Origin of the sequence: Bordetella bronchialis, assembly GCF_001676705.1 — a bacterium.
In the GTDB taxonomy this organism is placed as follows: domain Bacteria; phylum Pseudomonadota; class Gammaproteobacteria; order Burkholderiales; family Burkholderiaceae_B; genus Bordetella_C; species Bordetella_C bronchialis.
Window position 1 is genome coordinate 2,613,757 of sequence record NZ_CP016170.1, and the last position, 13,324, is coordinate 2,627,080.

At 67.6% G+C, this 13,324-nt stretch carries 13 protein-coding genes; 4 read left to right on the forward strand and 9 right to left on the reverse strand.

Features of this window, described 5'->3' with window-relative positions; all coding sequences use genetic code 11:
- Window positions 1-10: 10 nt before the first annotated feature.
- The 6 genes from BAU06_RS11540 to BAU06_RS11565 form a co-directional block, all read right to left on the reverse strand.
- The gene (locus tag BAU06_RS11540; RefSeq protein WP_066349044.1) at window positions 11-334 is read right to left on the reverse strand and encodes an EscU/YscU/HrcU family type III secretion system export apparatus switch protein; all 324 of its coding nucleotides are present in this window, start codon (window positions 332-334) and stop codon (window positions 11-13) included.
- Window positions 331-1,758 (reverse strand): flagellar hook-length control protein FliK, encoded by a 1,428-nt coding sequence (gene fliK, locus BAU06_RS11545; RefSeq protein ID WP_066349050.1) that lies wholly within the window; start codon window positions 1,756-1,758, stop codon window positions 331-333. Before fliK ends, BAU06_RS11540 begins: the two co-directional genes overlap by 4 nt.
- Window positions 1,755-2,102 carry a flagellar protein FliT gene (locus tag BAU06_RS11550; RefSeq protein WP_066349055.1) on the reverse strand — a complete coding sequence of 116 codons (348 nt, stop codon included), beginning with the start codon at window positions 2,100-2,102 and terminating at the stop codon, window positions 1,755-1,757. The genes fliK and BAU06_RS11550 overlap by 4 nt, the downstream gene beginning before the upstream one ends.
- A gap of 45 nt (window positions 2,103-2,147) precedes the next feature.
- A complete protein-coding gene (fliS, locus tag BAU06_RS11555) occupies window positions 2,148-2,576 on the reverse strand; it encodes a flagellar export chaperone FliS (protein WP_066349061.1) in 429 nt (142 codons plus the stop codon).
- Complete coding sequence (gene fliD / locus BAU06_RS11560) at window positions 2,576-3,988, reverse strand: flagellar filament capping protein FliD (protein WP_066349063.1); 1,413 nt, start codon at window positions 3,986-3,988, stop codon at window positions 2,576-2,578. The genes fliS and fliD overlap by 1 nt, the downstream gene beginning before the upstream one ends.
- A gap of 109 nt (window positions 3,989-4,097) precedes the next feature.
- Window positions 4,098-4,490 (reverse strand): flagellar protein FlaG, encoded by a 393-nt coding sequence (locus BAU06_RS11565; protein ID WP_066349067.1) that lies wholly within the window; start codon window positions 4,488-4,490, stop codon window positions 4,098-4,100.
- Between the two features lie 238 nt (window positions 4,491-4,728).
- Here BAU06_RS11565 and folC point away from each other — a divergent pair, with 238 nt between their 5' ends.
- The 4 genes from folC (at window position 4,729) to purF (ending at window position 9,190) form a co-directional block, all read left to right on the forward strand.
- Window positions 4,729-6,036, forward strand: a complete 1,308-nt coding sequence (folC, locus tag BAU06_RS11570) for a bifunctional tetrahydrofolate synthase/dihydrofolate synthase (protein ID WP_066349069.1) — start codon at window positions 4,729-4,731, stop codon at window positions 6,034-6,036.
- 137 nt (window positions 6,037-6,173) lie between these two features.
- Entirely contained in the window at window positions 6,174-7,115 is a 942-nt protein-coding gene (locus BAU06_RS11575; protein ID WP_066349071.1) for an SPOR domain-containing protein, read from the forward strand.
- The gene (locus BAU06_RS11580) at window positions 7,112-7,600 is read left to right on the forward strand and encodes a CvpA family protein (protein WP_066349073.1); all 489 of its coding nucleotides are present in this window, start codon (window positions 7,112-7,114) and stop codon (window positions 7,598-7,600) included. Before BAU06_RS11575 ends, BAU06_RS11580 begins: the two co-directional genes overlap by 4 nt.
- Window positions 7,601-7,672: 72 nt before the next feature.
- Window positions 7,673-9,190 carry an amidophosphoribosyltransferase gene (gene purF / locus BAU06_RS11585; RefSeq protein WP_066349076.1) on the forward strand — a complete coding sequence of 506 codons (1,518 nt, stop codon included), beginning with the start codon at window positions 7,673-7,675 and terminating at the stop codon, window positions 9,188-9,190.
- A gap of 64 nt (window positions 9,191-9,254) precedes the next feature.
- Here purF and BAU06_RS11590 read toward each other — a convergent pair whose 3' ends face one another.
- The 3 genes from BAU06_RS11590 to BAU06_RS11600 form a co-directional block, all read right to left on the reverse strand.
- Window positions 9,255-9,728, reverse strand: coding sequence for a disulfide bond formation protein B (locus BAU06_RS11590; protein ID WP_066349081.1), 474 nt, complete (start codon window positions 9,726-9,728; stop codon window positions 9,255-9,257).
- A 94-nt stretch (window positions 9,729-9,822) separates the two neighbouring features.
- On the reverse strand, window positions 9,823-10,533 hold the full coding sequence (locus BAU06_RS11595) for a MarC family protein (RefSeq protein ID WP_066349082.1): 711 nt from the start codon (window positions 10,531-10,533) through the stop codon (window positions 9,823-9,825).
- 137 nt (window positions 10,534-10,670) lie between these two features.
- Complete coding sequence (locus BAU06_RS11600) at window positions 10,671-13,316, reverse strand: [protein-PII] uridylyltransferase (RefSeq protein WP_082993640.1); 2,646 nt, start codon at window positions 13,314-13,316, stop codon at window positions 10,671-10,673.
- Window positions 13,317-13,324: the final 8 nt, after the last annotated feature.

Sequence of the window (13,324 nt, forward strand, 5' to 3'; positions counted from 1 at the left end):
AGCGTGGATATCAATCGATTTTGATTTGCGGCATACCCGGCGGCGCCTTGTCGGGCCGTGCTTCCAGCCGATAAAGCCATGCCAGCAGTTCGGCGACCGCGAGATACAGCTGGGGCGGTATGTGCGCATCCAGGTCCACCTGCATCAGCAAGCCGACCAGCTCGGGCGACTGATGGACGTACATGCCGTTCTCGCGGGCGGTTCGTATGATGGTGTCGGCCAGGGTGCCATAGCCCTTGGCGACGACGCGCGGGGCGGTCTCGCCGTCCTGGTAGGACAGGGCGACCGCGGCGGCGCGCGGCGGGTCTTCGTTGCTGGCGGTCGGCAAGGTCACGGCGCGGGCTCCGGGGCTGGCGCGTGCGCGCTGACGCTCAGTTGAGTCAGTTGCAGGCCGGCGCTTTCCAGGCGCTTGCGCAGGTCGTTGCCCCCGGCGGCGATTTCGCTCTCGCTTTCCGGGGCGACGATCTGCAAGGCCAGGCGTTGGCCGGACAAGGAAATATTCGCTTCCACCGTTCCCAGGCGCGGCATGGTCAGCACCACCCGGGTGGCCCAGCCCGCCGGGGGCTCGATATCGGCATCGGCGTAGGCGTTCTCGTCCCGCGATTCGCGGCGGATTTCCCACCACATGCCCGCGCCTGGCCAGGCGGTGCCTTCCCAGGCCAATGTCTGGTTGGCCAGGACCTCCAGCTGCTGTCGCACCAGCAGGGTGGCGTCCGGGTGGATGCCCGGCGGCGGCGCGGGGGCGTGGCCGGGCGTGGACGCGGACCACGTCGACGCGGCACCGCCGCTGGGCGTGCCGTCCGCCTGCGCCATGGTCGGCGCGGCATGGGTCGGCAGGTTGAAGCGGGGCTGGTCCGCCAGGATGGACTGCTTGGGCACGGGCGTCTGGATGGGTTGCGCCTGGCCGGCGTCCAGGGCGGCCTGCGGCTCGCCGCGTACCTGCGCCACGGTGCGCTGCCCGAACGCGACATCGCCCAGGTGCGATTCGTAGAACACGCCGCTGCTTTCGATGGCCTGCCTGAGCGCCTGGGCCAGCGGGCCGGGCTGCGGGCCGCCGGAGGGCAGCGTCGCCGCACGCGCGGCCTGCGCCTGCTGCGCGCCGGCGGCGTTGTCCGCCCGCGTCGCGGCCGTCGTGGGCGAGCCATCGTCCGCGGCCGCCGCGGACGACAGGGCCGGCGCGGCGCCGCCCGCGGCCGCGTTGCGGGCCGACCCGGCCGACGCATTGGCGGCCGCATTCTGGCCGCCGGCTTCCTGGCCCGTTCCCTTGTCGCCGCCCGGTCCCGCGATGGCACGGGGATCGGCGGCGCCGGTGCCGGCCTGTCCGGGGCGTCCCGCCGCGTCCTGCGCGGTGCCGTCCGGCGCCGCATCGCCCGACCACAGCGGGGCCTTGCCCGCCAGGGCGGGAGCCGTCTCCGGGTATTGCGCGAGCAGGGTAAGGATGACGCGCGCGGTCTGCCCCAGTGTGGTGGGCGCGGATGGCGTGGTGTCGGTGCTGACGAAACGGCTGCGCAGCGCCGCGGCCAGATCGGCCTGTTCGGCGGCTTCCCGCAGGGCGGCGCGTTCGCGGCCCGTCAGGTTGCCGAGTTGGTCCCCGCCGCGTCCCCGCGGGTCGGGGCGCAGGCCGTCGGGGCCGGCGGGCGGGATGACGGCATCCCGCAGTGCGGTGTTGGTGCTTCCTTGTTGCGCGAGCTGCGTTCCCAGCACGGCGTCCAGCCGCTGCACCAGCAGCGAGCTGAGCGCGGTAGGACCGACGCTCATACCACGTGCGCCTTGAATCCGTAGGCGTTAAGTGCGGCCTGCTGGCGCTTCATGCGGCCCAGCAGTTCGCTCATGCGCGCGAGCTCGGGAATCGCCAGGTCGCGCGTATTGGCGTCGTTTTCGAGGATCTGCACCAGCATGTCGTGCTTCTGGCGGCGTTCCGCGTCGTCCAGCGGTTCGGTCACCCCGATGGTCCGCAGGCGTTCCACGATCTCGCAGTACGTCTGCCCGAACTGCAGGACGCTGCTCCAGTCCTGTGCCCGTGCTGAATTCAGCATCGCCGTGGTGACCGCGACGATCTCGCGATAAAGCTCGAGAATAATTTGCGAGGACTGGGACGACATAAATGGCCTTGTAACGGCAACGATAGTATTGAGATGTCCGGGCGGTCAGCTTCTGGCGGCGTCGCCCTGGCGATCCACGGATATTTGCCAGGCTTCCTGCAGCTGGGCGAGCAGGGCGTCGGCGGATTCCAGCAGCGCGGCATCGGCCTTCAGGTTGGCCTCGACCAGCGTGCGCAGCACGTAGTCGTACAGCCGGTTCAGATTGGCCGCGACCTCGCCGCCGGTTTCCAGATCCAGGGCCTGCTTCAGGCCCTCGTCGATCAGCCGGATCGCCTTGCTGAGCGCGGCCGCGCGCGGCGCCACATTGCCCTGTTCGATATGGATCCGCGCTTGCCCGATGGCCGCTCGCGCCGCCGTATAAAGCAGCGTGATCAGCCGTTCGGCGCTGGCGCTCATGACCTGCGTTTCCAGGCCTACATCGGCGTAGGAACGCACCGAGTAGGCGTTGTCGGGACGGCGCGATGCGTAGGCCATTATTTGTTCGAATTCGAAAGCGCGGCGAACTGCTGCGTCAGATAGGAGCTCGTGCTGTTCATCTGTGCGACGAAGGCGTCCAGCTGGACGAACTGCGCACGGATGTTGGCGATGTCCGCGTCGATGCGGTCGTTCATGTTGTCATACTGGTCCTGCAGGTTTTTCTGGGTCTCGGTCAGGCCGGCCGTCCGGGCGGCCAGCGTGCCGTTGGAGCCCAGGATGCCGCCTACCGCCGTGCTCACGCTCTTGCCCAGGGCCGTCAGGATATCCGCCACGTCCTTGGGATTGCTGCTGAGCGAATCGTTCAGCGAATGCAGGTGCGTGCTGTCGATCGTGTCCAGGTTCAGGTCCAGCGTGCCATCGGTCGGATCCGTGGTGATGCCCAGGTCCTGGATGGTCTTCAGCGTATCGGTGGCGGATCCGAGCACGCGCAGGGCGCTGGCCACCGTGGAGGAAATCGATCGCGTGGTGCTGTCGCCGGTCAGCACCGACGACTGGTCCGAGGTCGGATCGTACTTCGTCATCTGCGCCACCATTTTTTGCAGCGCGTTGTATGCCGAGACGAAGTTCTGGGTGGCCGATACGACGCCCGACGTGTCCGAAGCGACCTTCACCGTCACGGGAGAGGTCGTGACGTCATTCAGCGTAATCGTGACGTTGTCGATATTGGAGTCCAGGGTGTTGGACCCGCTGATGATCTCGACGTCGTTGATGATGACCTTGGCATCGGTGGCGGCCTGCGACTGCGTCATGCCACCGGTGGGCGTCGCGGACGCGTCGTAGCCCAGCGCGTTCTGGATGGTGGTGTTGGTCGACGTGATCTTGGCGACCGCCGCCTGCGTGCCGGTATCCTTGGACGTCAATTGCAGATAGCTCTTGCCGGACCCGTCGGTAAGGATGGTGGCCGTGACGCCGGACTTGTCGTCCGCGTTGATCGCCTTGGCAATGCCGTTCAGCGAGGTGTCCTTGCTGATATCGATCGTCTCCGACGTGCCGTCGGCCAAGGTCACGGTGATCGTGCCGCCGGTGCCCAATTTCGCCGTGCGATCGGCGATGGCGCCCGACTTCAGCTGCGACGCGGTCGCCAGTTGCTCGACCGACACCTTGTAGGTGGCGGGCGTGGCCCCGGCCGAGGTCTTTACCGTGAAGGCGTCGCTGCCGCCCACGATGGAGGCCGTCGTGACGCTGTAGGTCTTGGGATCGCTCAGGGCGTTGGCAGCGGTCTGCAGGGTTTCGATCCCCTGCTGCAGGGTCCCATAGGCCGACAGCTGGGTCGTGATCAGGGTCTGCTGGTTCTTGATGGGAACCAGGGCCTGTCTTTCGTTGTCCTGCAGACTTTCCAGGATGCCTTGCAGATCCAGATTCGAGCCGGAACCCAGGGAGGTGATAGGCGGAAGGGCGGAGGTTGCCATCGTGCTGTTTCCTTGATGTGCTTATTCTGTCAAACGCCTTGCCGTACCGATACGTCGGGCAAGCGGCATAAGGCGGCGTTGTTCGGGGCTTTCGGTCGCGCGGCCGCTTTCAGGCGCTGGTTTCGACCCCACCGCCCTGTAATTTGGTGATCATCTTGGCGATATTCAGGACCGTCTCGCTGGGAATGGTCTTGATGACGTCCCCAGTTTTCGTGTCCTTGATGGACACCACCACCCGCTGGGTATCGGGGTCGATATCGAACTGCATCTGCGTCGACCAGGCCTGCATCTGCTCGTTGATCTTCTGCAGCGCGCGGTCCAGCGGCAGTTGCTGATCCGGCGACTGGCCGGAGCCGCCGCCGGTGGTCGCGCCACCCGTGTCGCCGCTTTTCTGCGCGTCGCCCGAGGGAGTCACCAGAACGGCGGCGTCGGGCAGGGGGGCCGGCTGCGCCTCGACGGGCTGGACCGGATGGGCCGCGGGGGCAATAGGGCTGACAGCCATAAGGACTCCACTTCTGCAGTGCGTCGGCGACGCGGGTTTCTGGGTAGACAACCACGTAACGGCAGAGCGCGCCAAAACTTTAGGCCGGGCCGCGCAGGCCGGGCCGCGCAGGCCGGGCCGGGCAGCCGGGCCGCGTAGGTCGGGCCGCGCAGGCTGGGGCCAGCCTCCGCGCCGCACAGCCCGGCCGCGTACGACGGCCCCTGTTAAAATTCCGTTTGCTTCAGTTTCGTTCTCCGCCATGTCTCCTACCGCCCCGCCGGCCGCCGCCACCTTGTCCCAGTGGCTGGCATACCTGGAATCGCTGCATCCCAAAACCATCGATCTGGGCCTGGAGCGGGTTCGCCAGGTGGCGCAGCGCCTCGACATCCGGCTGGATTGCGCCAAGATCGTGGTCGGCGGCACCAACGGCAAGGGTTCCACCTGCGCCATGCTGGAAGCCATGCTGCTGGCGGCGGGATTCAAGACCGGGCTGTACACCTCGCCTCATTTGATCGACTTCAACGAACGGGTGCGCGTCAACGGCGAACTCGCTTCGGACGCGGATCTGGTGGCCCAGTTCCAGGCGGTGGAAGCCGCCCGGGGCGATACCTCTCTCACCTATTTCGAATTCACCACGCTGGCGGCCCTGCGGCTGTTCGCGCAGTCGCGCCTGGACGCGGTCGTCCTGGAAGTCGGCCTGGGCGGCCGCCTGGACGCGGTCAATATCGTGGACGCCGACTGCGCCGTGGTGACCAGCGTCGACCTGGACCACATGGACTGGCTGGGGGACACCCGCGAAAAGATCGGCTACGAAAAAGCGCATATCTACCGTCCCGGCAAGCCGGCCATCTGCGCCGACCCCATGCCGCCGCACAGCCTGGTGGACCACGCCGCCGCCATCGGCGCCGACCTGTGGTTGTTCGGCCGGGATTTCAACTATTCCGGGGACCGGCAGCAATGGGCCTACGGCGGTCGCGCGCAGCGGCGCGGCGCGCTGGCCTATCCCGCCCTGCGCGGCGCCAACCAGTTACTCAACGCCGCCGCCGCCCTGGCCGTGCTGGAGGTCTTGCGCGACCGCCTGCCCGTGCCGCAGCAGGCGGTGCGCCAGGGGCTGCTGCAGGCCACGCTGCCCGGCCGCTTCCAGATCCTGCCCGGCCAGCCCACGGTCATCCTGGACGTGGCGCACAACCCGCATGCCGCCGCCGTGCTGGCCCAGAACCTGGACAACATGGGCTTCCATCCCTATACCTACGCGGTGTTCGGGATGCTCAACGACAAGGACGTGGCCGGGGTCGTGGGCAAGCTGGCGGGCCGCATCGACCGCTGGTATTGCGCCGGCCTGCCCGGGCCGCGCGGCGGCAGCGGGGCGGGGCTGGCCGAACAGGTGCGGATGGCCCTGCCGCCGCCCGCGGCGGGCGACGACGTGCCCCTGATCTGCCCTTATGACGACCCCGCGCAGGCCTATGCCGCGGCACGCGCCCAGGCGGGCGAGGGTGATAGAATCGTGGTGTTCGGATCGTTCTACACGGTCGCCGCCGTGCTCCAGTCGCTGGGGCGTAAATCCTGATCGCAATCTACGCCAGCGCTCCACCGTGACCAGCCTCAAACCGCCGGCGGCGACACGCTCCCGCACCATGCCGTGGCGGCAGTCCAATAGGGTTTCCAACGCGCATCGGCGCGCCGGCTGCAAGGAATTCGTGCTTCATGGGTCTGTTTAATCGGAAAGATTCCGCGTCCGACGCACCGACGGGACGGCCGCGCCCCTCCGTATCCAGCGAGGCCCAGGCGGCCGAACTCCGTGGGCGGGCCAGGCGCCGCCTGGCGGGCGCCGTGGCGCTGGTGCTGGCGGCGGTCATCATTCTGCCCATGGTGCTGGATTCCGAGCCCGCCCGCGTCAGCGACGATATTCCCATCCGTATCCCCGATCGCAACTCACCCTACCAGCCTGCCGTATCCGAGCCGCAGGCGCCAGCCGCCGATGCAGGGTCCGCCGGCGCGACGGGCACGGGCACGCCCGCGACCGCCGGCGTGGCCGCTCCGGTTGCGCCCGGGGCCCAGGCTCCTGGGACGGCGCCCGCATCCGGGCAGGCACCGGTGGGTTCCGGCCAGCCGCTTACCTCCGCCGACGCCGGCAAGCCCGCCACGCAGGGCAGGGTGGATACCGGGCGCCCCGGCACCGATCCGGCACATGCCGATGCCGGCCGCGCCGTTCCCCGTTCGGACAGCCGTGCCGAAGCGCCCAAGCCCGAACCCAAGCCGGAAACCCGCCCCGAACCCAAGCCCGCCGCCAAGCCGGAACCCGCGCCGCGCACCGACGACGGCAGCAAGGCGCTGGCGCTGCTGGAAGGCCGTGGCGCGGCCAGCGCGCCCGCCAAGCCGGCGACGGACGCGCGCGCCGCGGCGGATGCAAAGGGCAATTTCGTGCTGCAGATCGCGGCCTATACCACCCAGGCGGACGCCCAGGCCCGGCGCGACAAACTGCATTCGGCCGGCGTGACCAACGCTTTCGTCCAGGAAGCCTCGGTCGGCGGCAAACAGCAATACCGGCTGCGCGTGGGCCCATTCCCCTCGCGCGAGGCAGCCCAGGCGGCCCAGGCAAGGCTGCGCACCCTGGGCTATGACAACGGTTTCATCGCCGCGCAGTGACCGGGTTCGATTTCGTCGTCCTGGCGATCATCGCCGTATCGGGCCTGCTCGGCCTGGTGCGGGGTCTGCTCAAGGAGATTCTTTCCCTGCTGGCCTACATCCTGGCGTTTGTCGCCGCGATCTGGTGGGGGCCGACGGTCTATGGCTGGCTCGCTGCCTGGATCGAAACGACAGTGCTGCGCATGGGCGCGGCCTATGCTGCCGTTTTCCTGGTCGTGCTGCTGGGCGTGGGACTGGTCAACATGACCCTGTCCGCCCTGATCCGCACCACCGGGCTGTCGCCGGCGGATCATGGGCTGGGCGGGCTGTTCGGCCTGGTGCGCGGGGCCCTGATCGTGCTGGTGCTGGTCACGGTCGCCGGCTACACGCCGCTGCCCCAGGAAGCCTGGTGGCGCGACGCCATGTTTTCCCATACGGCCACAGAAGCCGTCAAACATACCAAAGTGTGGTTGCCGCCGTCGCTGGCGTCGATGCTGCCGTATTGAACCCGGCCGCATCGCAGCCATATAGCAAGAATGCATACGCATAGAACGCAGTAGGATCTACAGGAAATTGCCATGTGTGGAATCGTAGGGGTCGTGGGGCGCGGACCGGTCAACCAGCTGCTCTATGACAGTTTGCTGCTCTTGCAGCACCGGGGCCAGGACGCGGCCGGTATCGCCACGGCGTTGGGCAGCCAGTTCAATCTGTACAAGGCCCACGGCCTGGTGCGCGACGTATTCCGCACGCGCAACATGCGGGCCCTGCCCGGCAATAGCGGCGTCGGCCAGGTTCGCTATCCCACCGCCGGTTCCAGCGCCAGCGAGGAAGAAGCCCAGCCGTTCTACGTGAACGCGCCCTTCGGCATCATGATGGCGCACAACGGCAACCTGACCAACTGGCGGGAATTGCGCGAATCCCTGTTCCGCATCGACCGCCGCCACATCAATACCAATTCCGACTCCGAAGTCCTGCTGAACGTGCTGGCGCACGAGCTGCAATCCGCCGCCAACGGCATCTCGCTGGACGACGACGCGATCTTCCGCGCCATCGCCGCCGTGCACCGCCGCGTGCGGGGCGCCTACGCGGTGGTGGCCCAGATCGCCGGCTACGGCTTGCTGGCGTTCCGCGATCCCTACGGCATCCGCCCGCTGTGTATCGGCCGCCAGGAGACCGAGCACGGCGTGGAGTGGATGGCCGCGTCCGAATCCGTCGCGCTGGAAGGCAGCGGCTTCAGCTTCGTGCGCGATGTCGCCCCCGGCGAAGCCGTCTTCATTGACATGGATGGCCGGTTCTACAGCCGCCAGTGCGCGGAAAACGCCCAGCTCGTGCCCTGCATCTTCGAGTACGTGTATTTCGCCCGTCCCGACTCGCTGATGGATGGCGTGTCGGTCTACGACGCGCGCCTGCGCATGGGCGAATACCTGGCGGACAAGGTGGCGCGCAGCATGCGGCTGGGCGACATCGACGTCGTCATGCCGATTCCGGATTCCTCGCGCCCAGCGGCCATGCAGCTGGCTGCCCGCCTGAACCTGGATTACCGCGAAGGCCTTATCAAGAACCGCTACGTCGGCCGTACCTTCATCATGCCGGGGCAGGCCGTGCGCAAGAAGTCCGTCCGGCAAAAGCTCAATGCCATCGGCCGCGAATTCCAGGGCAAGAACGTGCTCCTGGTGGACGATTCCATCGTGCGTGGAACGACCAGCCGGGAGATCGTCGAAATGGCTCGCGCGGCGGGCGCCAACAAGGTGTTCTTCGCTTCTGCCGCGCCGCCGGTGCGCTTTCCCAATGTCTATGGCATCGACATGCCGACCCAGCGCGAACTCATCGCCACGGGCCGCAGCGACGAGGAAATCGCCCAGACCATCGGCGCCGACGCCCTGGTCTACCAGGACCTGGACAATATGCAGCAGGCGGTGCGCGACCTGAATCCGGCAATGTCGCGCTTCGAGGCATCCTGCTTCGACGGCCAGTACATCACCGGCGACATCACGCCGGAGTACCTGGAGCGGCTGGGCCAGAGCCGCGGCGAGTCCGACGAGGCCGCCCGCGGTGGGCTCATGTTCAACATGGGCTACGCCGCCAACGACGCCTGACGGGGATCGAACCGGGCGCCAATGGCGGGGTAGCCCGGTCCCGTCGGCACAATGGCGCCGGGCATCAAGCCCGGCGCAGCAGCGCCCGCAGGCTCAGCAGGGCCAGGATCGCGAATAGCGCCAGGCTCCACACGGCGTATTCCACGCCAAGCACCTTTACGGCCGCGTCCATGCAGGTCGCGTAGATGCCGAATACCGAAGGCAGCGCGCCATCCAGGCCGCTGCCGGCGATGAATTTGTCGGCGAAGGTTTGCGAGCACGACAGCAGCTGCGACGCCACTGTGTATTGGTAATAGGCGGCCCACACGCCGCACAGGGCCAGCCCCAGGCCCAGCAGCGCGCCCAGCCGGCGCAGCACCGGCCCCAGGAAGGCCAGTACCAGGCAGACGATGCCGATGACGATATAAATCAGCCGCTGCAATACGCACCAGGCGCAGGGCTGCAGGCCGAAGACATATTGGGACACCAGCGCGATGCAGACGGCGCCGAAGGCCAGGACGGCGATCAGGACCAGTGTGCGTTGCGAAGTCGACATCATGACTGTTCTAATCCTTTAAGGGAAAACGGGTGGGGATCGCCCGCGCGAGAGGCATCCCGATACAAGGCCTTCCGACCGGCGCGGCGGCGGCAACTCAGCGGTTGCCGGCCCCATTGCCCACGGCTTCGACCAGTACGCCAAGCAGGAGTTCATGCACGCCGTCCCACACGATCTGCACGCCCAGGCATAGCATGACGAAGGCGGAAAGGCGCATGAACACCGCGGTGCCGTTGTCGCCCAGCCTGTACAGGAATTGGGCGGCGAAGCGCAGGCAGGCGTACAAGCTCAGCGAAGTAACCAGGATCCCGGGCAGCGATCCGGCCAGTTTGACCAGGCTGACGATACGGTCGGGCTCGCGCAGCGAGGCGCCCACCGTGATTGCCGCGGCGATGGAGCCGGGACCGCAGGTGATGGGAAAGGTAAGCGGATAGAACGCCCGCGCCTTGGCCATTTCCGGCGTGAAGGATTCGGCGGCCCGCGCGGCATTCTGCGCGCCGGCATCGGGCGAGTTCACCAGCCGCCAGGCGCTGGTGATCACCAGCAGGCCGCCGCCGACCCGCACGATGGCCAGCGACAGGCCGAAGAACGACAAGAGAACGTTGCCGGCCACCATGGCGATGGTCAGCATCACGCCCACATTGATGGCGACGCGTTTGGCCAGGACCGTGCGGGTCGCGCTGGAGGCGCCTTCGGTCAGCGTCCAGAAAATCGGCGCGACCGCTGGTGGATTCAGGAACGGCAGCAGCGTGGCAAGCGCGAAAAGGAAACTGCGGCCGAATACCAGCAGATAGTCGTGCACGAGCATGGGAGAGTGGCGCCGGCGAAAGGGAGAACCGATTGTAAGCGTGCGGCAATAATCCGGGCCACGTCAGCCTGGATGTTATTCGCGGCATCCAAGCGGCAATACCTTGTCGGATTTCATCCGGACGGCCGCCGGTTTGTTCACGCAGCGGCCCGCTGTACGCCATCCCCGGCCAGCGCATCCAGGATGGCGCGTTCGAACTGCATCTGCGTGCGGGGTCTTTCGAGCGTGGCGCCTTCGATGATGAAAACGTCTTCCACACGGTCGCCCAGCGTCATGACCTTGGCCATCTGCAGGTTCACACCATGGCTGGCGAAAACCCGCGCCAGGGCGTGCAGCAGCCCCGGGCGGTCGGTGGCCGTGACGGACAGCCGCCAGGATTTGCTGCGCTCGTCGGGCTGCAATTCCGCCTGTGGCGGCACCGGGAACACCCGGGACATCCTGGACAGGCGCGCGCGTCCATACGGCGCCGCGCCGCCGGCGCCTGCCTGCGAGAACGTCTGCGGGTCCTTCAGGCGCGCGGCCAGTTCGTGTTCCACCAGAGCCGCTTGCGCGCGCAGGTCGCTGGCGCCGTCGGGCAGCAGCACGATGAAGCTGTCCAGCGCCCAGCCGTGGCGCGTGGTATGGATGCGCGCGTCCTGGATGCTCAGGGATTTGGCGTCGAAATAGCCGCAGATGGCCGCGAACAGGTCCGGCGCGTCCCGGGTATAGACCATCACCTGCAGGCCTTCGCCCTGTTCCGTGGGGCGCGCCTTGACCACCGCCTGCTCCGGGGCCGGGCGATGGTACAGGTGGCGCGTATGCCAGGCGATATCGGAGGCATCGTGGCGCAGGAAGTAGGCCACGTCCAGCTGTTTCCAGAAGGCTTCGCGCGCGTCGTCGCGCAGGCCGGCCAGCCGCGTCAGACGGGCCGCCTCGGCCTTGCGGTGATTGAGCACGGTGTCGGCGTCATGGTGCGCGCCGCCCAGTGCGCCCAGCGTCAGGCGATACAGGTCTTCCAGCAGTTTGCCTTTCCAGGCGTTCCAGACCTTGGGGCTGGTGCCGCGTATATCGGCCACGGTCAACAGGTACAAGGCCGTCAGGTGGCGCTCGTCTTTCACCGTGGCCGCGAAATCCCGCACGACCTCCGGGTCCGAAAGGTCGCGCTTCTGCGCCACCGTGGACATCAGCAGATGCTGGCGGACCAGGAATTCCACCAGTTCGGCGTCTTCCGGCGCCAGCCCGTGATCGTGGGCGAACTTGCGCACTTCGCGCGCGCCCAGCTCGGAATGGTCGCCGCCCCGGCCCTTGGCGATGTCGTGGAAAAGCGCGGCGACGTACAACAGCCAATGGCGGTCCAGCTCGGAGATCAACTGGCTGGCCAGGGGATATTCCTGGGCGTGCTCCGGCATGGTGAAGCGGCGCAGGTTGCGGATCACCGTCAGCGTGTGCTGGTCCACCGTATACACGTGGAACAAGTCGTGCTGCATCTGCCCGACGATGCGGCGGAACACCGGCAGATAGCGCGGCAGGATGTTCAGCATCGTCATGCGGCGCAGCTCGTGCACGATGCCCGACGGCTGCTGCAGGATCTGCAGGAACAGGCGCCGGTTGACCGGATTGCGGCGGAACTGCGCGTCGATGCGGTGGCGCGCGTGCCAGATCGCCCGCACCGTGCGCGCCGACATGCCGTTCAGGTGCGGATGCTGCTGCATGACCAGGAAGGCGCGCAGCAGAAGGGTGGGGTTGCGCTCGAAGGCGTCGTCGCGGATGACGTCCAGGCGGTCATGCAGGCTGCGGAAGTCGTCGTCGATATCGCGCGCATCGGACGCCGGCCGCGGAAACAGCCGTTCTTCGATGTTCTGGACCAGGATGGAATTCAATTGCGTGACCAGCCGAGCCGCCCAGTAGTAGCGCTGCATCATCAGTTCGCTGGCGCGCCGCGTGGCGGTCGCCTTGATGCCGTAGACTTCGGCCAGCGCGGGCTGCAGGTCGAACAGCACGCGGTCCTCGCGCCGCTTTGACATCAGGTGCAGTTCGATGCGCAGGCGCTTGAAGGCCTGTTCGGCGCGCCGCAGGCCGCGCGCTTCGGACGCCGTCAACAGGCCGGCCCTGGCGATCTCGCGCCAGCTTTCGCCGAAGCCGGCGGCGCGCGCCATCCACATGATGACCTGCAGGTCGCGCAGGCCCCCGGGCGACTCCTTGCAATTCGGTTCCAGGGCGTAGGGGGTGTCCTGGTAGCGCGCATGGCGCTGCTGCATTTCGACGCGCTTGGCGCTGAAGAACACGGCCGGGTCCAGGCGCGCGCGCATGGCCGTATCGAAGGCCTTCATCAGGGCGCGATTGCCCGCCAGCCAGCGCGATTCCAGCAAGGCCGTTTCGACCGTGATGTCGGCGTCGGCCTCGCGCTCGCAGTCGGCGATCGTGCGCACACTGTGACCGGGCTCCAGGCCGAGGTCCCACAGCGCCGCCACCAGCCGCTCCACCGCTGCTTCTTCGTCGGGGGAGGGCGCGTGCGGCAGCAGGATGAGCAGGTCGACGTCGGAATGCGGATAGAGTTCGCCGCGGCCATAGCCGCCCACCGCGGCCAGTACCGCGCCCGGCGGCAGCGGGCATTGCTTGATAAGGTCGCGCAGCGTCTGGTCGGTAATGCGCCGCAATTCCTGCAGCAGGGGATCGGGGCGCTCGTGTTCCCGGAAGGCGGCGATGGCGGCGTCGCGCCTGGCGCGCATGCGCGCGCGCAGGGACGGCAGGTCCGTGGCGCCGGACTCCGGCGCCGCCAAGGAAGGTGCGGCTTGCGAACTCATACGGCTGT